Origin of the sequence: Serratia sp. SA088 (assembly GCF_049065515.1) — a bacterium.
Taxonomy (GTDB): domain Bacteria; phylum Pseudomonadota; class Gammaproteobacteria; order Enterobacterales; family Enterobacteriaceae; genus Serratia; species Serratia nematodiphila.
The window spans coordinates 218170-241348 of sequence record NZ_JBAKGW010000003.1; the positions used below are offsets into that span (position 1 = coordinate 218170).

General features: G+C 45.0%; 15 protein-coding genes and 1 pseudogene. 11 read left to right on the forward strand and 5 right to left on the reverse strand.

The window, feature by feature from the left end:
- Nucleotides 1–4 precede the first annotated feature (4 nt).
- Entirely contained in the window at nt 5–2353 is a 2349-nt protein-coding gene (locus ACOWVD_RS09800; protein WP_421105605.1) for a primase-helicase zinc-binding domain-containing protein, read from the forward strand.
- Nucleotides 2354–2822: 469 nt separating this feature from the next.
- Here ACOWVD_RS09800 and ACOWVD_RS09805 read toward each other — a convergent pair whose 3' ends face one another.
- Nucleotides 2823–3227, reverse strand: a complete 405-nt coding sequence (locus tag ACOWVD_RS09805) for a hypothetical protein (protein WP_421105606.1) — start codon at nt 3225–3227, stop codon at nt 2823–2825.
- Nucleotides 3228–3857: 630 nt separating this feature from the next.
- Nucleotides 3858–4358: a GNAT family N-acetyltransferase gene (locus ACOWVD_RS09810; RefSeq protein ID WP_154871237.1), complete on the reverse strand. Its 501-nt coding sequence runs from the start codon at nt 4356–4358 to the stop codon at nt 3858–3860.
- A 361-nt stretch (nt 4359–4719) separates the two neighbouring features.
- Between ACOWVD_RS09810 and ACOWVD_RS09815 the strand changes: the two genes are divergently transcribed.
- The 8 genes from ACOWVD_RS09815 to ACOWVD_RS09850 all read left to right on the forward strand — a co-directional run bounded on the left by ACOWVD_RS09815 (nt 4720) and on the right by ACOWVD_RS09850 (nt 13167).
- Nucleotides 4720–4986: a PqqD family protein gene (locus tag ACOWVD_RS09815; RefSeq protein WP_038878971.1), complete on the forward strand. Its 267-nt coding sequence runs from the start codon at nt 4720–4722 to the stop codon at nt 4984–4986.
- A gap of 2 nt (nt 4987–4988) precedes the next feature.
- A complete protein-coding gene (locus ACOWVD_RS09820; protein ID WP_154871238.1) occupies nt 4989–5723 on the forward strand; it encodes a class I SAM-dependent methyltransferase in 735 nt (244 codons plus the stop codon).
- On the forward strand, nt 5692–6891 hold the full coding sequence (locus ACOWVD_RS09825) for an MFS transporter (protein WP_421105607.1): 1200 nt from the start codon (nt 5692–5694) through the stop codon (nt 6889–6891). Before ACOWVD_RS09820 ends, ACOWVD_RS09825 begins: the two co-directional genes overlap by 32 nt.
- Nucleotides 6888–7847, forward strand: a complete 960-nt coding sequence (locus ACOWVD_RS09830) for a JmjC domain-containing protein (protein WP_421105608.1) — start codon at nt 6888–6890, stop codon at nt 7845–7847. The genes ACOWVD_RS09825 and ACOWVD_RS09830 overlap by 4 nt, the downstream gene beginning before the upstream one ends.
- Nucleotides 7844–8305, forward strand: coding sequence for a hypothetical protein (locus ACOWVD_RS09835; protein WP_154871241.1), 462 nt, complete (start codon nt 7844–7846; stop codon nt 8303–8305). The genes ACOWVD_RS09830 and ACOWVD_RS09835 overlap by 4 nt, the downstream gene beginning before the upstream one ends.
- 6 nt (nt 8306–8311) lie before the next feature.
- Nucleotides 8312–10159, forward strand: coding sequence for an asparagine synthetase B family protein (locus ACOWVD_RS09840; protein ID WP_421105609.1), 1848 nt, complete (start codon nt 8312–8314; stop codon nt 10157–10159).
- A gap of 836 nt (nt 10160–10995) precedes the next feature.
- A complete protein-coding gene (locus ACOWVD_RS09845; protein ID WP_421105610.1) occupies nt 10996–11895 on the forward strand; it encodes a hypothetical protein in 900 nt (299 codons plus the stop codon).
- A gap of 234 nt (nt 11896–12129) precedes the next feature.
- Nucleotides 12130–13167: a hypothetical protein gene (locus tag ACOWVD_RS09850; RefSeq protein WP_421105611.1), complete on the forward strand. Its 1038-nt coding sequence runs from the start codon at nt 12130–12132 to the stop codon at nt 13165–13167.
- Nucleotides 13168–13872: 705 nt separating this feature from the next.
- On the opposite strand, the gene ACOWVD_RS09855 is transcribed toward ACOWVD_RS09850, so the two are convergent.
- A complete protein-coding gene (locus ACOWVD_RS09855; RefSeq protein WP_342168130.1) occupies nt 13873–17496 on the reverse strand; it encodes a DEAD/DEAH box helicase in 3624 nt (1207 codons plus the stop codon).
- Nucleotides 17497–18533: 1037 nt separating this feature from the next.
- Here ACOWVD_RS09855 and ACOWVD_RS09860 point away from each other — a divergent pair.
- A complete protein-coding gene (locus tag ACOWVD_RS09860; protein ID WP_421105612.1) occupies nt 18534–18782 on the forward strand; it encodes a hypothetical protein in 249 nt (82 codons plus the stop codon).
- 751 nt (nt 18783–19533) lie between these two features.
- Here the strand turns inward: ACOWVD_RS09860 and ACOWVD_RS09865 are convergent.
- A complete protein-coding gene (locus tag ACOWVD_RS09865; RefSeq protein WP_197843022.1) occupies nt 19534–20250 on the reverse strand; it encodes a PmeII family type II restriction endonuclease in 717 nt (238 codons plus the stop codon).
- 382 nt (nt 20251–20632) lie between these two features.
- Here ACOWVD_RS09865 and ACOWVD_RS09870 point away from each other — a divergent pair.
- A pseudogene (locus ACOWVD_RS09870) lies at nt 20633–21736 on the forward strand (integrase core domain-containing protein).
- Between the two features lie 166 nt (nt 21737–21902).
- On the opposite strand, the gene dcm reads toward ACOWVD_RS09870, so the two are convergent.
- Complete coding sequence (gene dcm, locus ACOWVD_RS09875) at nt 21903–23135, reverse strand: DNA (cytosine-5-)-methyltransferase (RefSeq protein ID WP_075205149.1); 1233 nt, start codon at nt 23133–23135, stop codon at nt 21903–21905.
- Between the last annotated feature and the right edge of the window lie 44 nt (nt 23136–23179).

Below are 23179 nucleotides of genomic sequence, written 5' to 3' on the forward strand. Positions count from 1 at the left end.
GAGCATGAGCGCCCACTTCGTTTCCCAGACTGTACGCACCGCCACCGGCCATTGGCCGGTGATACTCCCGGCGCTCGGCATCGCCTTGCAGCCGAACGGCAAGCCGCAGCCGTGCCCGACCTGCGGCGGCAAAGACCGCTTCCGTTTCGACAATCAGGATGGGCGCGGCACCTGGTTCTGCAATCAGTGTGGGGCCGGTGACGGTCTCAACCTGGTGGAAAAAGCCCTGTCACTGTCTGCCAGGGCCGCAGCCGAACAGGTGGCTGCCGTGATGGGAGAAAACCCCAACGCTCTGCCACCGACCGCTGAGAGCGGTCATACGTCACAGACGGTCGGCGGGCAAGAGAAGGCCGACGCCCAGCGCAAGGCCGCGCGACAGGCACAGACTCTGGTGGCCGCTGCCCGGCCCCAGACCGGCAACGCCTATCTGAGCGCCAAAGGCTGGCCGGAGGCAGAAACCCTGACCCTGCACGGTCAGCCGCTGCGCGTCGGCGGTATCACCTTCCAGCCCGGCGACCTGTTGCTGCCGCTGCATAATGCCGGAGGCGAGGTGGTCAACGTGCAGCTGATTAACGCCCGCGGGGACAAGCGCATGCTGGCGGGCGGGCAGGTGAAAGCCGCCTGCCACACCCTGAGTGGCCCGGACAACGCGGTTATCTGGCTCACCGAAGGCTACGCCACCGGCCTCACCGTGCACCGCCTGACCGGTGAGGCGGTGTGCGTGGCACTCAGCGCCAACAACCTGGCGACGATGGCGCAGCAGCTGCGCAGCCATTACCCGGATGCGCGGTTGCTGCTGGCGGCCGATAATGACCGCAGCGGCACCGGGCAGACCCGCGCCGCCGAGGCGGCCACACTCACCGGCGGTATCCCGGCACTGCCGCCTTCGGAAGGCGACTGGAACGACGTTTATGGCCGGGAAGGGGCCGAGGCCACGCGCACCCAGCTCCAGGCATTCAGCCAACCGCCGCAGCCGAGCCCGTTCGACACGCTGAGTGATGCAGACCTCAAAGCCATGAGCGCCAGCGAGAAGGCCGAACTGCTGGCCGAGCACTACGGCAACACCCTGGCGGTGCCGCCGGTGGGGGAAGAGCTGTGCCGCTATACGCGCGGCGCCTGGCAGGTGCTGCCGCACCGGCAACTGAGCCGGGAGATTGCCGCGCTGTTCCAGAAGGTGCGTGCGCCGTTCTCTGCCGCCGGTATCAACAGCATTTTGGATACCCTCAAGCTGATGGTGCCGCAGATGGGCGACCCGGCCCGCCGGTTGATTGGTTTTCGTAACGGGGTGTTTGATACCGTCAGCGGCCAGTTCAGCGCCCACCGGCAAGAGCACTGGCTGCGCACGGTCAACAGCATGGACTATACGCCGCCGCGTGCCGGGGAGAACCTGGCCGACCATGCACCGCACTTCTGGCATTGGCTGACGCGGGCCGCCGGGGGCAACCACGACAAGCAAGAGCGTATCCTCGCGGCACTCTTTATGGTGCTGGCCAACCGCTACGACTGGCAACTGTTCCTCGAAGTGACTGGCCCCGGCGGCAGCGGCAAGAGCGTCATGGCCGCCATCGCCCGGCTGTTGGCCGGGGCCGACAACACCACCTCCGCCACCATCGACAACCTGGAGTCGGCGCGCGAACGTGCCAGTGTGGTCGGCTACTCGCTGATACTCCTGCCCGACCAGGAAAAGTGGAGCGGTGACGGGGCGGGCATCAAGGCCATCACAGGTGGCGATGCGGTCGCCATCGACCCGAAATACCGCGATGCCTACGCCGCCTACATCCCGGCAGTGATACTGGCGGTCAACAACAACCCGATGCAGTTCAGCGACCGCAGCGGCGGCATCTCGCGCCGCCGCGTTATTTTGCCGTTCCCGGAAGCTATTGCCCCCGAGGAGCGCGACCCGCTGCTATTGGCGAAGATCACCGAAGAGCTGGCCGTGATTGTGCGTCACCTGATGCAGCGCTTTGCCAACCCGAATGACGCGCGTGCACTGCTCCAGGCGCAGCAAAGTTCGGCGGAAGCCCTGGAAATCAAACGGCATTCCGATCCGCTGGTCGATTTTTGTGGTTACCTGACGGTGCTGGGTACCCCGGAAGGGATGATGATCGGCAATGCCAACATCACCCCGCCGAACCCGCGCCGCTATCTGTACCACGCCTACCTGTCGTTTATGGCGGCAAGGGGCTATCAGCACGTGATGAACCTGACGGCGTTCGGCCAGGCGGTGCCGCAGACGCTGAAAGAGTATGAGCATATGCTGCTGAAACGCCGCACCAAGCTGGGAATACAGACCAACCTGATATTGAGTGACGAGTGCGAAGCGGACTGGCTGCCTAAGTGTGGGGCGGTGTGACGATGAGCGGGTCGATCGGCCGGGCCGATCAATAGGCAATTATTGATCTGCCGAACCCATTGGACGCTCAATCGCAGCGCCACCTATAGTGGCAGTGACCCGAATACATGCAGCAACACCAGGGCATCCTATCGGCCGCTGAACGGCCAATATCATAACGACAAGCGTTCCCCAAACCGGCTCAGGCCGGTTTTTTTGTGCCTGCGGTTCTGTAGGTGAACAGTTTTTCTATAAATCTTTTTCGATAACTTTTTGAAGGCACAGTACTAATATACTAACTTGATTGTAGGGGAGTTCTTTTTTATCAAAGTGATACTTTTGTTTCTCAAGATACTTGCAAGGTAATTCAGCTCCCACTGGCAAGTGTGCCGGGGTGGCAGCCCCATACGCCTCAGTTCTGGCAGTGGCAAGAGCTTGATGGAGGCCATCGCCCGGTTGATGCCCGGGGCACTACACCACCAACGCCCCGTCAATAACCAAAAATTTGCGTACGAACGTGCCAGCGTGTTCGGTTTATCGCTGATATCCTACTTGACCAGGAGAAAAGGAGATGTGATGGGGGTATAAAGCTACCATCGGCGGCGATGCGGTGGCCATCAACCCGAAATATCGCGCCAGCTACATGCCGCATATACGGGCGGTGGTACAGGTGATCCACAACAATCTGATGCAGCCGTTCAGCGGCTGTAACAACGGCATATTGCGCCGCCAGATTATAATGCCATTCCCAGAGGTTATTACCCTCTCTGCTGTTGGCGAAGATCACCGAAGAGCTGGCCGTCATCGTACGTACGTCACCTGCTAACCCGAATGATGCCCGCATACTGCTTCTGGCGCAGCATAGTTCGGCGGAAGTCCTGAACATCAACAGCATACTGATCCTCTGGTCGATGTTTGTGACAATTTGGGCGTGATTGGCACCTTAGAGGGCATAATGTTCGGCAATGCCCACATCCCTCTACCGAATCCGCGTTGCTAACTGTATGTTGTGTATGGCCGCCACAAGGCTATAAGCACGGGCGTTAGGCTAAGCGGTGCCGCAAACGCTGAAAGCGCATGAGCATACGCTACATAAACGTAGCACTAAGCAGGGAATACAATCCAACCTGATTTTGAATGAGGAATGTGGGGCAGATTGGCTGCAGAAGTGTCGCGCGGTATGAAGGTGAGTTAGTCGATCGGCAGGGCCGCCCAATACGACATTATTAATCTGCTGAACTCATTGGATGCTCAAATACCCCCCTTCTAGAGGCAGTGACCAGAATACATGCATCAACTCCAAGGCATATTTTCGGGGGGCGGGTAAATTACAACTCTGGATAAATTATTTAGTGTAGTAGTTCTGCTAGGCCAGAAGTATCGCCATGATGGTGTAGTGGTTCACAAAATCATGGCATTAGGATTAAAGTTTAGGAGGGCTACGTACTAGGGATACTCCATAAATTATTGGAGACACCTGTTAAATTCGCATTTAATTGCACCCTGATAAATGATGGGGAAAAATCTATTTGATATGATTGGATTTATTGTTGAATGCAAACGAAAAGTGTAGCTCATCTTTTATTAAGACTCCTTCTTCGCTGAATAACGGGATTGAGGGTTTTATCATCCTGGCTTTAGTAACGGCATCTACATCTACAGAATACAAATTAAAACCCATCTTTTTGTAAAAAATGATGGCTCCTAAATTTTCATTCGTTGTCGTGAGTTTTATTTCCATCTTACCATGAGCTACAGCATAGCGTTTGACTTCATCGATGAGTGTTAGACCAATTCCTTTTCTTGATATTAATGCATTAATTGCAATTATTTCAATGCTTTCTTTATCCTCTTTAAAAACACAAAACCCGCAAATCTTATTACCTTCGCTACATACAAAAACAGGAAGTGAGGAGAGAATAAACTCTTCTCCATGTACGACCATTGAATCCCCGCCGCAATGTTCCAAGATAAGAGATTTCAAAATTGGGCATGAATTATCTTCAAGTAGATTAGTTCTTAGCATAATAGTTTCCTATCTGTAATGTTTTATGTTGAAATTATTTTAATGGTTTATAAAAAAATCAAATAAAACAGGTGGTTGCATATGTCTTGTGATGTTTTTAAAAAAAACTTGCAGGAAAACATTATCCTTGCTAAACATTAATAACCTGTTAACAAAATGTTGTGATACAGGTGACTATATCAATTTACTTTCAAAAGGAATAGAGCAATGAAAAAGACTTATGCTAAACCACGCTTAGTTCAAATCCGTCGCTCAGTATCCGTTGGCGGTCATTGATTTAAGAAGAAAAATAAAAGGGGGGGCAGCTGGCACCCCTTTTATCACATGGGGTAAGTTTGCTGTTTAATAAAAGGAATTCGTAATGCAAGAGAGGTTTTTTGTTATTTCAGAAGGAGTTAGCTGGAAAGAGGTGAACGAGTCAATCATTATTGAACCAGATTTTGCATTGAACTCCACTGCCGCGTTTATTTTCAAGAAAATAACTAATGGACTTAGTAACATGCAGATAGTTGATGCACTGTCTAGGGAGTATGACGCCAACATTTCAGACATAATATCTGATGTCGAAAATCTCATCCAGGAGATGCAAGAAGAAGAAATTATTGAAGATGCGACATTGAGAAACTGAACATGCTTAGTCAAAACGCCTGCCTGAAATACAACGAGTTTGTCCAAAAATATCAGCTCCACATCTACCCGATGCTGGCGGAGAGAATGCAACGACTGTTCACCGAGTGTAACGTCAATAGAACTCTCGATTTGGGTATTGGCCCTGGCGATCTGACAGTATTTTTTGCGAAACAGAATGTCGGCCAAATTGATGGCTTAGATATTAACCCCTTTATGCTCGCACTTGCCAACAAGAAAATTGCCTCTCATGATTTGAGCGATCGTGTAAAACTGGTACAAGGAGATGTACATTCCTTGCCTTATCCCGATGCATGCTTCGACTTGGTTTTTTCCTATTCCTGCTTTCATCACTGGGAAGACCCAATTCAGGGGTTGAAAGAATGTGTCCGCATACTGAAGGAAGGGGGGGCGCTTTACTTAGTCGATTCCTATTCAGATGTAAAAGCATTACTGCCTCAGTTTCAACAACAGCTGGATGAATACTCTTACAGGGAAATTGTGAAAAAAGCGATCGAAGAGAGTATCGAGACCTCCACTATTGAGCAGTTCCTAGCATGCGCTAGCATGAGTTCGTATGAACTTCGACCTGTCGATTTCAGTGAAGAAGAGCTTGTTGCTGGTATTGACTACATCAATTACGACAACCAGCTCATCATCGACAGCCCTCGACCAACATTATGGGAGCTAATTTACAGGAAGCCATATGTTAACCAACAACGAAAAAAACTATTATAGATATAGCTCATGCTGGTATTTTATGGAGACAGCCAATGCCTATTTTCTTCCTTGGCTTATCGTGTATTTAGGCTCAGGGATTATGGATAGGACGGCCGATGCATTCTCTATATTTTATATTTCTATCGTCATCGGAATTATCGTTGCGGGATTTATTAGTCATATTGTTAGTGCAAAAAAACTTGCTGTTTTTGGTTTTTTAATGCTTTCAACCGCTGTCGTGTCACTTAGTTTTAATTTGTCCTCTACGTTATCTATACTAAACGTCTATGTGTACAGTGTTCTATTCGGTTTTGGCACTGGTTTCATTAAACCAACCTTGGATAGCATTATCCCTGACATTAGTGTTGGCAGGATAAAAAACCTGACAATTAATACAACAACATTGAACTATTTCTTCGGCCTGACAGGCTCATTATTATCTTATATACTAATTAGCGACAGCACAAAAACCTACCTTAGTATCGCACTTGTACTTTGTGTTATGGGGCTCATTTTTCTTTCTATGATCCCTGAGAAAGTAAGTTTGGTCGCTACAAAGCCAAAATATAAAAAAGTCATGTTGGAAGCACTAAGAGAAATTACAAACAATAAAACGATATTGCTGATGAGCATCACTTATTTTATGATTGGCTTGTGTTCAATGGCCGTTTTCATTGGCGGTGTTGCCCTACATGTCAAGGAACTAGAGAACAGTAATGATTTTTATATTGCGGGTATGCAGATAGCTTGGTCATTAGGTGGCCTGGTCACCGGTTTCTTTTTTTTACGAAAGCTGAAAATAACCAACCACAGTATTTTTTATATTGCCGGTTGGTTTATTTGTGGCTGTGGTGTGGTTTTGTTCGGTCTCGCGCGGTCTCCTCATGTTTGTTTAGCTGCTGGAGTTTTATGGGGGGCAGGGACAAGCATAGGGTTCTCTATGACCCGCCTAATTATTCAAAACAATACGGAAGATAGATATAAAGGGGCTATTTTCTCAAGCTTTATCCTTATCAGCTTCCTCGGTGCCGCAGTTGGTGCCAAAATGTTAACTTTTATTTCTGATATATATTCCGCAGGTATCGCGGTAGCGATAGATGGAGCAATATTTTCTGTGGTTACGATCTGCCTATATCAGATGTTGCGAGCGGCAGAAAATACCAACTTGCAGAGGACATTCAAATGAACGTTGTAGTCAATGATAATAGATTTATATTTGGAGTGAATGGACTACGTGATTTTATTGAAAACTGCTGGCCGGATAAGAATTACCGCGTGTCACATGCAGGGTTAGATGATGTACTCAGCTTCCTCAGTCTTCCCAGAGCGTTTTCCTTAGACAACGTTCTTCAGGATTATAAATTTCCGGTCATGTGTTACGGAAAAAACTTGTTGGAAACCACTGAAGGGCTGTCGGATCGCTTAATGGTTAATGTAAATAAGGCTGCTAAACTTTATTTAGAAGGCGCAGCACTGGAGTTTGATTTTGCTGATTTGGCCTATGAAAAACTGTATAAGATTGGGAAAAGGCTAAAAAATACTTTGTCATTGCCCGAGAATGTATTTCATAAGGCTATCATTTACGCCGCGCACAAACAGGGGGGGCTCGTACCTCATTTCGATTCCTACGTGAATTTTGTTTTCCAAATTCACGGGGAAAAAAAATGGTATTTTATGCCCAATGAAAATGCTCTTCGGCCTCTTGAGCACCTTGATTTAAAAGACTATCCTAATTTATCTACAGAAATGAAGCAGTACTGGCATGGGGAGCCTCCGTCTAATTTCTTTAAGCAGGCGACGGAAGTAGTTCTCAAACCAGGGAGTGTTTTATTTGTTCCCCGTGGATGGTGGCATGCTACCTGCTCTGATATGGATACCCTAGCGGTGAATATCACATATTCGGTTCCTACAAAGGTCGAAGTGATTCTTGATGCACTCAAAAAAGAAATGATCAAAGAGACCGACTTGCGTGAATATATATCCAGTGGTGATGTATATAATCCAGAGGAAATTAGGGAGACTGTTGTTCGTACTATAAAGAAACTCACTGCTGATAATTATCATAGCAGTTATGGTGAGGTTTTTGATAATTACCAAGCTCTTAATTATGCTTTCAGAAAATACATGGGTTATCTTTCATGACAGAAAAAACATCTATATCTGATTTTGACCCACGCAGTGAAGCTATCATTTCATATACCGTAATGCTTATCGCGATTGCCAGAAGATTCTCCATGACGCCAGAACAACTTTCACTATGGATTACGGAACAGGCAAAGGAGAGAGGTTATGATATTTTCTTATTTAATGGGCAGGCACCGAGCATTTCAGAATATGCCAAGCATTTTTCCGAGGGACGTAGTCTTCTCTACAGTGACGTAGAAATGGTGGAAACCACACATTCTATTTCAGTGATTTCATGTTTATATATGATAGATAAGAACCATATACCTGATGCTTTTTACTTGTATGACGTCGATATCGATGTTTATTATAGCTATGTATCCTATCTAGCTCATCATCATGCCGCGATATTTGGCATCCACCTTACTATCGAACATAGTGATGGTAAGGAAGTAGCAACCTTCGCCAAAGGATAATAGAATATGTGTGGAATTATAGGGTACTATTCAAAATTTCCATCCAGATATGAACGGGAGTTATGGGTATCGGCGAGAAAATATAAATTTAGAGGTCCTGATGAAACTACTCAGTATAATTGTGACGGCTTTTCTGCCATTTTCAATCGATTATCTATTGTTTCAAGAAATAATGGTTCACAACCTTTAGCAGATGAAAGTGGTGGTGTTATTTCATTTGCGAATGCTGAAATATATAATTATCAGGAGTTAATAACTCGTCACCCGGATTTTTTTTATCAAAATGATTCTGACTGTGCGATAATCCCTGCACTTTATCACTACTATGGTAACCAATTTGCCGAGCAGTTAGAAGGAATGTTTTCTATTGTTATTTATGACAAGGTGAGAAATGAAATATCTCTAATAAGAGATCCGCTCGGAATTAAACCTTTGTTTTACAGTGTGGATGACAAGGGGGACTTTTTCTTTTCCTCAGAGGCGAAGGGAATATTGCCGTTTATTCATGAGGAAATAATTGATTGTGCTGAAATGCTAAATGATCCATGGTTGCGTGGCGATGTCGGTTATGATTCCTTAAAATACCGTAACGTATTCTCACAAGTAAAAACAGTTCCTCCAGGAAGCATGCTGAAATACAATACGTCAACCGGGCATATTGAAATTATCCGCTACAATTCCCACATGCCGGAGAGCATCGTATCGCTGACGACACCAGAGTTTTTTATTTCCGAATTCTCGAAAGCTTTTGACGCCAGTTGCCGCCAGCAACTTTCGCCTTCTGGCCGCACAGGAATCTTGCTCAGCGGGGGGATCGACTCTATTGGAGTACTGGCCGCCCTAAAGGATGCCAATGTGGTTGCATATACACTTATGTCGCCCGGCACTGAAGAGTCAGGAGATGCCAGCGGAGCCATTGCTGCAGCAGAAAAGTTTGGTGTTCCGTTGCATAAGGTTTATGTCGACTCGCAAATAACGGTCTCCACAAAAGATTGGAAAACATTGCTGTGGGCAAGTGAAAGCCCCTATTTTGGCGCAGAACAGATCTATAAGGCATGTATTTATTCTTACATTAAACAACATACTCCGGATGTATGCGTGGTGCTATCGGGTAACGGTAGCGATGAGCTGTTTGGCGGCTATACTCAATCGTTTGTATTTGACGAGAATGAACCTTGGCAGAGCGTCGAAGAGTCTCTGCGTTATTTGAAAGAAAAATACGACCTGGAATCTCCCGGATGTATGAACCTAAAAGCTTGGCAGGAACTGAGTGACTACAAACTCTTTGACTCAGCCTTTGTTTCAGCCAAAAGCCTTCTTGGAAGCGAAGACTACTGGTCATTTTATCAAAAAGTAAAACTCCGCGATCTTCATGACTATAACTTGCATAACGAGGATCGGATATCTTCTCTTTTTTCTATTGAAAATCGCGTCCCGTTTTTATCTAACTCACTGATAAAGCTATCAATGAGTATTCCTGACTCTCTACGGAAGACTCTGCTATTAGATAAAGAGATTGTGAGGCGAGGGCTCCAACCTACTGTCGGAGAATCCTTTGCCAGACGTAAAAAAGTGCCTTTTTTCCATGGTGAATCTTCAGGTTTCACCCTCGGCATGCTGTACCGGAGCTTATCCTACGATGATTTTTATCTAGTACATGAGGCCTGTAATGCAATGGTTGGGGGCGAGCGTTTCCTGGAACCTGAGGGGATGATTGCCCAGATACAGTCTTTTTATGAAGACGCGGATCTCATTGGTATGATTAACCTTTCCAGACTCATTAACGTCGGGTTACTTAACCAATTGTTGAAGGAAGACATTGAGCTCAATGGGTTTGTGTTCGCTCCCACGTGACTTGACTAACGGTGGACTTATGGACTGACCCACGACAGCAGACAAATTCTGTCCTCACGACGAGGCCTGTTCAAGGCCTCCGGACTGACGCCGCCGAGATGATTAATTCCTATTCTGCTCATATACCTTATAGGCGTCCCGACAGCCCGTGATTTCAGCCCGACTTAGCAAAACGGCAGAGTTGGTAAACGCTTCTTCATAGGGATGTCCTCATGTGGCTTATGAAGACATTACTAACATCGCGGTGTGTTAATCAACGGGGAGCAGGTCATGAGGAATCTTGGCCGTATCTATCTCAGCGTTGGAAGATGTTTAAGGCAAAGTTTGGCTGAATTTGATAAATGAGAGAGCTATTGTAAGTATCTCTGCAAAACGAACCATCAACTTTTAGTGAGTCTCTGGCACTCCAACCTCCGCTTCTGGCACGAAGCGGACGAGTTAACGGAGCTGAAGGTCCGCTGTGAGCGAGGAGCGGACGTTGAAATGGAGACAGCTTTATTTAGGTGAAGATTATTCAACCTCTTTTAGCAGGAGAGACTTTCTTGCCACCGAAATCAATTATTGAATTTCCTTCAGAGAGGTGCTCTGTACGTAAGAAGTCGAAAAGTGTACAATGGCATTATTAAAGACATTTATTTCAATATAACCAGTTGAAAAATATTGACTTTCCATTAACAATGGTTAGGTTTATGTACCACTACTAAAGTCAAATGCTTTCGAGGTCATGCTACGAGTGGCGAATGTGGACTCAAAATCAACCCCCACAATTTTGTTGACAAGTGGTAGTGTTTATAAAAAAATCATAATTTATATCGATCTTAAAAAAGGATTATTACATGCAAGGGTTTTACTTAACTAATTTACTTCCACCTGGCATGCCAAATAAATTCTCCATTACTACTAACGGCATCCTCTGGGATTTAGAAAAAATGCAACATTCTAATTTCAATAATGTTATTAATGAGATTGAGAATGGTGCGTGTGCCAATACATATTCTATGTTGACAAATATCCCAAGTAACCAATTGAGGGTGTCTGGATTAATTGAAGATAGCTATTTCGATAAAATCATGGATAATCTATTGAAGGCATGCCTTGCATTTTCCTTTATTAATGGAACATCTGTTCGACCAACCAGCTCAACGCCTTTCTCCAAAGTTAGTTTAATTCAACCAGGAGATAAATTCCCAAGAGATCATTCAATTCACTCACCTAAGTCTTGCTTGAACACTTTAAGTTATTATATAGATTTTGTTGAGTCCTTCTGTAACAACAATAACGTTTTTAGCACGGAAAAAATGTTACTTATAATTCATTATTATCTTGATTCTATTGCTGCGTGGTCTTTAGAAAATCAATATATCCTTCTCACAACTATATTACAAATCATTGGGGATACTGAAAAAACATCTGGAAGAAAATTTGCCCAATTGCATGCAAAGCAAAGAAAATCCCGGATCGGTTTTTATGATTACTTAGCTGGCGCCGCAGATCGAGCAGGAATCCAAAAATTAACTTTTGATGCTGTGAAACTAAGAAATAAATTAATACATGAGGGCAAGTTTGATAATTCCACCTACCCATCTAAAAGCAATATTACCGACTTGATTTCAGAAAGCTTTTCTTGGATAGATTCATATATATTTAAAATAATTGGAGTGCAACATCAACCTAATCCAAGGTACGCATCTAAAATACTTGAAAATTTTATGAATAGTTTCTCCCATGATCTTTAAATACTATTTAAAGGTGCGGCGGTCTTACGAATGAGGCACTTAAAAAAACAAGTCAAACTGCTTGAGGGAAATACAGGAAATCAACTATTTTTCACCTACAAAAAGTGCCACTCAATACGGGGAGTGGAATGAGAATCGTCAACTTTTACGCTATACTAAATTTAAGAATAAGTGATTAAAAAACAAATATAACAAACCTTTCAAGAAAAAAAATTAATAAAAATCAGGAAAAAAATGAACCAGAGTAACTTATCACACCCTAAGATAATTAGTTTAATTAGAAACGATAGCGATAAAGAATCAAAAGATGAAGATTCTACTGGTGATATTGCTAATTTCATGTTGGAACGTGGCATGTCATTGTCAGAACCTGTCCTAGCTTTGCTTTTAAGACCAATTTTGCATTGCCAATGTATAGTAGATAGTAACACTACTGTTAACTTAGAGTATTCATTCCCCGCCAATCTCTCTTTTAGAGAGGTTATTGATATGGAAATGGAAAGAAAAGGAGACACCGGAGATGTTAATTTATATAATATCATTAAATTGATATCAAAAGGAATAAGTGAAGAAAATAAACTACCTGTAATCTTCGAAAGAATGAAAGAAACCATAACTGGAAGCTCTCAGGAAAACCATAAAAAAGTTTCGCGATGTGTAATCATCAATGATGATTTCGTAAAAATTAACGAAGAAAACCTAATTTCTTATTATAACTACACTAAATCGGATGCTAGTGCATTCATGAAAAACCTTCATTTTCTGACTGTTCAAGGGGTGAGAGTGAGCGAACTTTTTTTATTGAAGGCGGAAAAAGTTTCTGCAACAAAGTGGTTTATGTTAGGGATGCTTTTTTCAAAGAAAGGTGTTCGTGTTGATCACTGGATAAATTTCAATGTTATGGAGAACAACCTTCAATATGATTCAGGGAACAATTTAACACCTGAGGAGCACGCGAAGAAAAATATGACTGAAATACATTTTGTTTCATCTGACCTAGCCTTCTGGAAGTCAGTTACTCAATGGTGGATTAACAATAATAATGAAAAACTCGGCAATCTAACTAAACTTGATAAAAAAACCAAGGACAGGATAACAGTTAATACCATAAGACATAATGCTGTAAATTATGTTATCAGTTGGTTATATGTTGGGGGGTCAGATATTCACGATGCTATGTTTTGTCTTATAAACAGAAAGATAGCAAATCAGTTTCCAACTCTTAGACATGAAGCCATAAGTCAAATAGAAGCAAGGGATTATGATTTTTAGCCATTTTACGGCGGATCTTATCGCTATTACTTTGATGCAATGATCACGATTAAATTTGCGTTGTCGTTTGATGTAAATTGTGGGTGGGAGTGGGGAGAACAATGCTCTGCTTAAGATGACGTCGTGGTAGCAGTATGCTATGCATTAATACCACCTCATAAAGCTGGCAGATGTTGCGGGGAAAGAATTGCAAGTAGAATCACTGAAACAAACACTACACTTTTAACTTATCGCTAAGATCAACTACTTTACGTCCAATTGTAGTGTTCTACTGAATCTGGTCACTTAATGTCCGCTCCTGGCACTAAACGGGCTAAATCTGACAGATTTGACGAGATAAGAGTATACCCTGAACGATTACTTCCCAGTTGATTTGCTTGGTTTCAGTCCTGGGGTATTGCCGGGTGTATCCTTATTATCACGTCTGCGTTGATCGGGATTTCCTGTTGATTTTGCAATTGGTTTTGGACCAGGTTTAAGCCCCATAATCGTACTCCTTAGCCTTGTCAGAGGTTATTCCTCAGTGTGGATAAAACGGGTGCTGTGAGAATTATCAAGCTAGGATGGGCGGTGGGTAATGACTACTAGACTATTATGTGAGCAATGTCAGTTTTTGAGATGTAGCAACCGGTCCGACACTGAAGTAGGTTGTAAATTATTAGCGATGCGCCCTCAGCAATGAGGGCCACCCGGAGATTGTCAGGCTTATTGCGTCAATTGCCGCTGTAAAACCTGTAGGCTAGTTCCCGCCCCTGCCCATGCAGCAGCCGAGCCGACCACATACAGGTTTTGCTTGGCGCGTGAGACGGCTACATTGATTATGTTTGGCGGGCTTGCCGCCCACTGACGCGCCCTTTGCTGGCTAGCTTTCGGCGCACCCAGCAACAGGATGACCGTGTCCGCCTCTCGGCCTTGGAACGTGTGGATCGTGCCTACACGATCACGGCACCACTCATCCAACTTTGCGCCGAACGCCCGCAGCAGATCGGTCTCTCTGTCGAGACGCCGACGCATGTTTTGCTCTACGATCTTGAATGGTGTAATGATAAATACGTCCGGATTTGTAATGCCCGATGCTGCCAGCTCTTTAAGCATTCGTACAACCGCTTCGCCCTCATCGGGGCACCATTTCGTCTCAGCATCGCCATTGATATCCACCCAGCGAGATCTCCCCAAAGCCGAGCCGATAGATCCTGGGCTTTTAGGCCCGACAGCATGGACCATCTGCCCGGCATAGGCGATGGAGTTAGAAACGTCGAACATTGGGTTCTGGCAACGCCTGTGAACGAGCAGTGGCAGCCCGACTTCTCGATCACCTATGTCCATGACGAAGGTGGATTTGAAGCGCGATGCCTGATCAGCAAGGGTCTGCGTAGATGCTGCAGGGGCAGACCATTCGACTTGGTCAATGTCAAAGAACTTGCAGATTTCGGCGTTCAGCTTTTCAGGAAGTGAAACTACAGGTGGGATTTGCAACGGGTCACCTACCACGATGGAGCGCTTTGCCCGCATGATAGCTCCAACTGCTGCCTGAGGAACGGCCTGACCCGCTTCATCTACCAGAAGCCAGCCAATGCTCTCTGGTGGCAGATCCCTGAACATCGTCCGAACAGAGGCGAATGTCGTGGACACGGTCGGCACAACCATGAAAAGGCTCGACCAAAGGTCGGGGAGAAGTTCACGGTGAGCGGAAGACTGGAAGGCACCAGCCACCATGCCCGACATCAATAGCCCAAGATTGTGTTGCAAGCGGCTGGCCGAAGCATCGATGAACGTTTTATGCACAGTCAGGGCAGCGGCGAAAAGATCCTCCCGCAGGCGATGAACCTCATCGGGAAGCCATGGCGCAGTCAGGTGGATAGCCTCGTGCTCGCGTTCGAAGAATCTCTCATCAACGACCCTGTCTCCCATACGGTTTCGTGCCTCTGCCTCGGTTGCCTTCAATTTCGAGACAGCCTGACATTTGCTGGAAATTTCCTGGTCGAGTTGCTGTAACTGGGACTCAGTATTGCTCCACTCAGTCCTTGCAAGCTCCAGGGCACCGTCTGTCTCCTGCGCCCGTAAGACTGATTGCTGCAAGGTCGCCGAGAGCTTATGCAGTGTCGATCTCCATGACTTCCAGGCCGCAGTCGCGAACAAACGGGAGAAGAAACCTGGACGGCCAGCAAGATGGATGTCGAGCATGATCTTATCCTGCTCGATCTGCGATTTTGCCTTCTCATGCTCCCGTTGGCAGGATTCAGCAGTCTGGTGTGCCTCTTCGACGGCTTCATTCAGACTCGGACGACGCTGTTCCACCCTTTGAAGTTCGGTGGTCGCTCCCTTGAGCGCCTGGATATCCCGTCGCATTTCTTCGATGCTGGCGATTTCGGCGTCTACCGTCTCCTTGAGTTTAAGGAAAACGGTTCGCGCTTTCCGCCAGGCCGCTAAAGCGTCCGCTTCGTTGGTGCTGGGCCGCTCATTGACGACCACGCTGGGCATCACGCGATCGATGATTTCGCCAGTTTGTTCGTCCTTGATCTCACGCATGACGTTTATGCCGCGAGCTGCTTTCAGGTAGGTAAGGAAACCACCATCTTCATTCCACCAGAAACCTTGCTGGAACGCGCCTCGGTTGCTGCTCTTGCCGAGAGCAGCGGCGATCAATCCCCAGGTTTCGACAGGGTCGGAGGGGATGTCGGCCTCGGCCTCGGCTTCGAAATAGCCGGCACGTTTGGGGTTCGCAATCAGGTCGCTGATGGACCGGAAGTAGGCAATCTGTTCATGGCGACCATTGGCTTCCTTGAGAGGAAGCTCTTTACTGACGTTTTCGACCGCTTTGTTATTGGAGGAGGCTACGACGATCTCATGACCTTTCAAGGATGCATGTAACTTGTAGAAGTGCAGGAAGGAATTGGAACCGAATGCCAGCTTCTCGCCTGTTGTGGAAAAGGCATCCTGCGGTTTGTTGAAGCCGGACATCGCCGTGGCCCGATCAAGAATGCACCCAACGACGATATCCCGTAGAAGAGTGGTCTTTCCGGTACCCGGTGGTCCATTGACGCCGATGATACCTGGGGCATCAATCAGCTCAGCGCGCGCCGCATTCACGGCAGCCTGTTGAAGCAGCACTAATGGATGGCCGCCTTTCGAAGGCCAACGAGCTTGCGGCATGAGCGACGGTGCGACGAACGGCTCCACTGCGGAAATGGGCGATAGCACGTCGATTTTCTGGTCAGGCCTGCCAATTCCCATGTAGCGGCGCAAACCGGTTCCGGCTTTGCCCATCTCGAGCAATTTGGTTGCTTCACCGAGATCTTCAAGATAGAAGGAATTCAGTAACGAAGGTTCTGGCGGCACCTTGGCCTTGAAATGATGAAACACCTTAATCGCGAATGTGGGTGGCTCAACCAAATGCTCGGGTACACCGAACTGAGACACAAGCCATTTATAAGCGTTAAGAACGACATCCAAATCGATCGGTATGGGTTCTCCATCCTCGTTGTGGCGGCGAACCATTCGATCCAGATGCTCGATAATGCGCGGCTCAACATTCGGCCAATTCCCTAAGCTCCCAAGCTTCAGATCGAGAGCCGGCTTGAGTGCCCAGGCAAAACTGGAAACGGCGACGCCTTTGTCTTCAAGCACATAACCTTCCTTGTCGATCAGGATCGAGCCGATGGCCGCTTTCTTAGCGTCCGGGCGTGAACGCTCCTCATCCTCGCCAAAAACCTTGACCAGCTCGTCCGTCGCCTTGTCGAGAGCGATGGCGCCGAGGACGACCTCGAAATAAAGCTTATAACTGGGCTTACTGCGGGCATTTGGTCCCCATGGAACTCCTCGCTCCAATAGAGCAACCCTGGAGCGGTCGCCGGTTGCCATATCCTCTGGGCGCTTATAACCTTGAGGCGATAGTGCTTCGAGGGCTGTCCATGTTGCCAGTATCGCGCGCGCATCATTCGACTTACCTGTTGGAGAGAAAGAGGGGAGTGGACCTAGGTCGCTCTGGTCTTCGCCGAATTGCTGTTGCACGATAGGAGCTGGATTAGCCTTTGGTCGCTGTTGCACTACCGTTGCTGGCGCATCCCGGGACGAAACTTGGGAGGATTGCGTGGACGCCGAGCCAGGATGACGCGCTGATGGACTGGAACCCGACATTGAGACCACGCAGCGACCGCTAAGTGCAGTTCGGGCTTGCTCGATTTTAGTCGTCAACGTTCGGGCCTTGGCAGTGTTGCGGAAGGTCAGCTCGTTCAACAGCACTTCAAGTTCACTAGCGTTGTTGCGTGACCGCTCGAAAATTGCCTCCAGATCGAAGATTGATTTTTGCGCATACTGCCTTGTAGTCATTTATTTCTGCTGCCCCAGGTCCCATCAGTTGAGAGATTTTATGCTAATTGGCATGATTTCTAAAACGGTTAACTTCCGCTCCTGGCAGACTGCAAAGATACAGACGAACCTCTTTCACCATCGAATGTGTACGGTCAGATCTTGTTGGTGATGGTCAAGTAATTTGCAAACAATTGCCAAGTAAAATGCAAACGGGTAGTCAAATCAGATGCAATTACACATCGATCGGCCAGGCCGATCAATAGGCCATGATTGATCTGCCGAACCCATTGGACGCTCAATCGCTACGCCGCCTATAGTGGCAGGGAGCTTAATACACGCAGCAACACCAGGGCATCCTATCGGCCGCTGAACGGCCAAAATCATAACGACAAGCGCTCCCCAAACCGGCTCAGGCCGGTTTTTTTGTGCCTGCGGTTCAGGCTGTTCACCCTGTAGGTGAACAGAGGTGTACACCGAGAAGGTAGCTATACACCAATCAATGCATTGAAATAAAAAGATAAATTTAAAAGGTGTATAGGGTGAACAGTTTTTCTATAAATCTTTTTTTGTGGCTGTGAGTCCAAGAAATGAATGCTGCGATCAGAAAATGGCGACGGTAAATTTATGCGTAACAAGATTTTTGGTTTGGGTTCGTGACACGGAACCTAACCGAGTTCTTTGTATGGTCGAATTTTATGCTGTTTTCAGAGCGATAGTCTAATCCTCCAGCGTTTCACGAAATTTATACTGGGGGCACAAAAGGGGGCATAATTTTACTTTGTTTTTAATAATATTATATTTTTCAGTGCATTGATTGGTGATTTGAGTCCGGCCTTCGCACCATTAAGTACCGCGCGAACAAGAAGCCACCGAAAGGTGGTTTTTTTGTGCCTGGATTCTGCCTGCCGCAATTACCTACCCACTTTACTCTGTATTGACGTATTCCCATTTCAGTGAAAACCGGATCTTCCTGATGCTTTCCTAAGGCCTATCTGATTGACGTTAAAGGCTAAAATGGCGTTTCATTGAACCCTTTCGGATCAAGGAGTTCTAGGATGGAGCCACAACAGGAAGGGATCACGCGGGTGTTAACGCCGGGCGAAGTCAATCTGGCGCGTTCGGTGTTTGGCAGCACCATTTTCTATCAGAGCGTGTTGGCCCATTGCGACAGCTACCTGCCGTTTGGGCTGCAGAATCAGTACACGGCGATGAGCCCGGATGGGGAGTTGTATTTTCGCAGGTCACTCTATGGGAGAGATTATGCGAGCCAGAATCCTGAAGCTCAGCATCTTTTTATTGCCTAGGTTTTTTCTCTCGGGCTATCTTTGGAAGGTAATTTATATCTAGTGCAACGCAAGATTGTAGATTAAGAATTTTTCTATTTTTGATAATGATTAAATAATAAGTGATGGATTTATTTCAAAGATAGCCATCTGGAAATATAGTGGCATTGATTATATATACATCCACTAATCTGTTCGAAAACTACTGGTTTTTGAGAAAGTGAGATGTTTTTTGCATAGGCGGTTTTTTTATCATCGGCAAAGTAATATAGTAATTGTTAAGGTGTTTCTTATCTCATGTGGAGCTGGATTTTTTTGGGGATGGAAAAAGGTGAATATATAGTATTGAAGCCAGACTCGTTTTAATCGGGCTGTTAGGAATGATGCGAATTGGTCGTCAAGGAGTTATGGCTTTGTTGATATATACTTATAGCAGTCCACGGCTTAGATTCTAGGCGGACAGTCGATAATAAATTTATTATTTTTTCTGAAAATGTGTGTGCTTAGTCTTTGACGTTACTATCGACGAAATTGGAAATAGCTGCTTTTTTTGACAGCTAGCTCTCTGGTGATGACAGACCTAAAGTGGCTTAGATAATTGTGTTTTTAATTCTTGATATAAAATTCATGGTTGTTTTTTATGAGGTTTAATGGATTTAGATTATTTAGATAAGTAGCATAAAGATTATGTAAATACAGTTCATATGTTTCGGGTTGCTAGTGTGGTTAGATTATAAAAACTGTCTCTTATTAATTAAGAGACAGTTGTATTTCATTTTATATTCATTATCTTTTCTGATTTAGCTAAGGCCTTTATTACAGTATCAAGTTCTGTGCTATAGTCAGAATCTTTTACTGCATCATCGATTGCTTCTGCCAAGTCTTTATAAAAACTCTCATCACCAGTTAATCGGTGCCAAAAGTCCTTACCTACAATTACGGGGAAGTGATATTGGTTGGTTATTCTTTTATAATGAGCACTAAGCTCTGATTCTTCACCGTATATCACACCAACAATCATATTTTCAAATCCTAGTTTCAGATTATTTGTTCTTCCAAGGTTTATTACACCTCTAAAATGCCCTGCAATTGTCTCAACATCATCCTTATTTATTGTGTTAGGACCTGACTTTATCTGACAGTATTTTTTCAACCCATCTACTTGGTCTATAAACTCAATATCAATGCCGCTAGTTGTACTACCAAAACCATCTAGAACTTCACTAGTGAAACTTTGAATATGCTGCCCAAATGATGTTGTAATTGATGTTCCTAATACACGGGGATAAATAAGTGCTTTAGCTATGCTTTCTGGAGATGAATTTCCAGTTAGGAAGTTTGATAAATAAATATTCAAAAATGGGTTTATATTAAATTCTTTTGGGTCTGTTAACTTTATAGTGTTTCTAATGTGACTTTTTGCTATTTTTTCAATAAACCAATGCTTTGATTTATCAAGAATTTCTTCTCTTTTTTCTTTATCTAACATAGGAGCTCCATTCACATAACTAATTTTTTATGAAAAGCATACGCGAATATTATACTATTTATTGTTTATAAAGTATAACTTAATTTTATCCACCTAAATATTATATCACTAAGCATATTTTATTTTAAAAATCAGAATTTACACTCTGAATTTATGGTTTATTAATGTTCAGATTGAAATTGTTATAATGGTAATGTCAAGTTGTCGAAAGTTAAATGGAAGGGTTTTTAAATGAGCCGTATTTTTTATGAGTGAATTGGCTTTTAGTTATACTATTGTTCTCTAAGTCTTTATGTATGTAAGGCATCACGACAAAGTGAGCCATTCACTTTTTGTATCCTCCGACAGGCTATTATTTTCTCTGAGGACTGAGGAGATTATCTTGCATCAATCCCGACTCACTGAGCATCAGGATATTGCCGTTTTGAAGTCCATCGAGGCCGCATGTATCGTTAAGAATGCTACTATGAAGCCAGCAATTACAACTGGAAAGAGAAGTTTAGCGGTATAGAAGCCTCCGATATAAAGAATGAAATACCTACCGTCACCTTAAACAGATGTTTACTGAACTCAGCCTTGAATGCCGGGCACTTAAAGACGTTATCGGGAAAGTTTTAAAACTAACGATAATGTGTAAGCTAGTCGGTTATCTGACTGTACGATTTACCATGAGCATCCGCCAATCCTGCAAGGCGTCATCGCTGACCAGGACGGTCTATTTTGGCGCGATGAACCGGTGCTCCAAGTGTTGGCTGAGTTGGCTGAGTGCTATGGTTTTAAGACGCTACTCCGGTTGCTGTACTGGTAGGGCATACTTGGCACTATAAACGTGTTCACTGTAGTTATTGCCTGCTGAAACTGAATTTTCGCCGGAAGGGAAAGCAACGTTTGCCGGTGCGAAATCTGGCTCTGCTGATCACAACGTAATCTCTGAACTAGAGCTGGTTCATCGATTTTATGTATGATTCGCTGATTCGCTGATTCGCTGATTCGCTGATTCGCTGATCCGCGTTAGGCGCTTCCGAACCTTCAATATGATGGACGACTTTCAACTGCGAGGTTCTCGTAATAGAAATCGAACTGAATATTTCGGCAGCGTGGGTGGTCAGAGTGCGGGACAGAATTGTGGCAAACCAGGATTTTTCGCTGAAACTACGAATAGACAACGACCCGGAACTGGTCACGTTCACGCTGGCGCAGTAGGCTGAATGGTATGGCGTCATACTGGAATTTATCAAACCGGAAAGCCAACGTAGAATGACTTTATAGAACGCTTTAACAGAACGTACCGGACAGAAATTATAGATTTTAACTGTTCGGAACCCTGAATGAAGTTTGGGAGGTCATAGAATGTTGATGGGCCGAATACAATAGCGAGCGACCTCATGAGTTCTTGAAGAACCCGATACTGGAGGAGTACCGGCTAATGACCGAAAAAGTGAAACCTCAAAAATTGCGCGAAAATAAATCGGTTTTTTTATATTAGACTGGATACTTTAAAATCGGGCTCGCATGGGCTGGAGAGCCTAGGAATACTTATACTACTGAGGAGAGATGCTAATGGTTTATTGGAAAGATTATTTAGGAGTAAATATAATTTACTCACATGTTGTAAGAATGGAAGGGTAGGAAGTCAAACCTACCCTATATGATTATCTTTTGTTTATTTTTTCTAAAAGATTCACAACAGATTTTCCAACAGCAAATGAGAGATTGACAGGGACAGCGTTTCCTATCTGCTTATATTTTGCAGAAATTGGCCCCTCAAATACCCAATCATCGGGGAATGTCTGTATTCTTGCATATTCACGCACTGTTAATGGCCTTGTTTCTTCCGGATGGCAACGCTCTGTTTGTTTCTGTGCAGGGGCACAGGTTAACGTTAGGCTTGGTTCATCCCAGGACAAGCGTCGTGCCATACCTGTTTTACCGCCACCTAAGTAAAAACTTTTGAGCATGTATTCTTTTTGGATGTCTTCTGGAAGGTCTCTCCAGTAACCACCTGGCGGAACCATGCTTAAGATCTCTGATTTTCTTTTAGGATATTTCTGCCCCTCTGATTCTGGCACGTCGCTATCGTACAGCTCTCCCTTTTTTAGGGCATCTTTAAGAGTTAATACTTTATTGTAAGATGATGGCCATTCATAATCGATGCCATCAGCAAGATCATTCCTAACAGCGATTATAATCAAACGCTCACGTTTTTGCGGTACTTTATAAAAAATAGCCTTAAGTACTCTAGGTTCAAATAACGTGTAGCCCAAATCGGCAATAATGTTTTTTATTGTTTCTAAAGTTCGACCTTCATCATGATTTAGTAATCCTCGCACGTTCTCGGCTAAAAGAATTTTTGGGTTTGTTTCCTTAACTGCTCTAGCGAATTCGAAGAAGAGAGTTCCTCGGGTGTCTTCGAAACCAAGTTTTTTTCCCGCATACGAGAATGCCTGGCACGGGAAACCACCTGCCAGTACATCGACGGTGTTTCTATAAGGAGTGAAGTCTACTTTGCTGACATCACCTTCAATAACGTTCCATTCAGGTCTGTTTCTTCTTAGTGTTTTACATGCATGAGAATCTATTTCATTTAGCAAAACAGACTTTAAACCTGACTTTTCCAAACCTAAAGCCATACCTCCTGCACCAGCAAATAATTCCAATACAGTATAAGTGTTATTGCAAAATTTAGTCTCATCAGACCATTGGCTTTTAAATAGAAATTGAGCCTGTTCAAAATGTTTGAGTTGATCTATTCTATAAAAACGATAGTTATTCTCATCGTTTCGATGAGAAACTAATTTTCCTGAAGTGTCCCAACGTCTTAAAGTTTCTTTTGACACACCTAGGATGTCTGCAACTTCCGAAAGTGAAAACTCTTCCTTTAACATACTTAGTAACCACGTCAACATTAGTCATGGTTACTACTGTATGG

Coding starts and splice junctions, on each gene's coding strand:
- ACOWVD_RS09855 (WP_342168130.1), bottom strand. CDS start 17,496: ATGACTACAAGGCAGTATGCGCAAAAATCAATCTTCGATCTGGAGGCA.
- ACOWVD_RS09820 (WP_154871238.1), top strand. CDS start 4,989: ATGCTTAGTCAAAACGCCTGCCTGAAATACAACGAGTTTGTCCAAAAA.
- ACOWVD_RS09830 (WP_421105608.1), top strand. CDS start 6,888: ATGAACGTTGTAGTCAATGATAATAGATTTATATTTGGAGTGAATGGA.
- ACOWVD_RS09825 (WP_421105607.1), top strand. CDS start 5,692: ATGTTAACCAACAACGAAAAAAACTATTATAGATATAGCTCATGCTGG.
- ACOWVD_RS09815 (WP_038878971.1), top strand. CDS start 4,720: ATGCAAGAGAGGTTTTTTGTTATTTCAGAAGGAGTTAGCTGGAAAGAG.
- ACOWVD_RS09835 (WP_154871241.1), top strand. CDS start 7,844: ATGACAGAAAAAACATCTATATCTGATTTTGACCCACGCAGTGAAGCT.
- ACOWVD_RS09865 (WP_197843022.1), bottom strand. CDS start 20,250: ATGTTAGATAAAGAAAAAAGAGAAGAAATTCTTGATAAATCAAAGCAT.
- ACOWVD_RS09840 (WP_421105609.1), top strand. CDS start 8,312: ATGTGTGGAATTATAGGGTACTATTCAAAATTTCCATCCAGATATGAA.
- ACOWVD_RS09800 (WP_421105605.1), top strand. CDS start 5: ATGAGCGCCCACTTCGTTTCCCAGACTGTACGCACCGCCACCGGCCAT.
- ACOWVD_RS09805 (WP_421105606.1), bottom strand. CDS start 3,227: ATGCTGTTGATGTTCAGGACTTCCGCCGAACTATGCTGCGCCAGAAGC.
- ACOWVD_RS09810 (WP_154871237.1), bottom strand. CDS start 4,358: ATGCTAAGAACTAATCTACTTGAAGATAATTCATGCCCAATTTTGAAA.
- ACOWVD_RS09845 (WP_421105610.1), top strand. CDS start 10,996: ATGCAAGGGTTTTACTTAACTAATTTACTTCCACCTGGCATGCCAAAT.
- ACOWVD_RS09850 (WP_421105611.1), top strand. CDS start 12,130: ATGAACCAGAGTAACTTATCACACCCTAAGATAATTAGTTTAATTAGA.
- ACOWVD_RS09860 (WP_421105612.1), top strand. CDS start 18,534: ATGGAGCCACAACAGGAAGGGATCACGCGGGTGTTAACGCCGGGCGAA.
- dcm (WP_075205149.1), bottom strand. CDS start 23,135: ATGTTAAAGGAAGAGTTTTCACTTTCGGAAGTTGCAGACATCCTAGGT.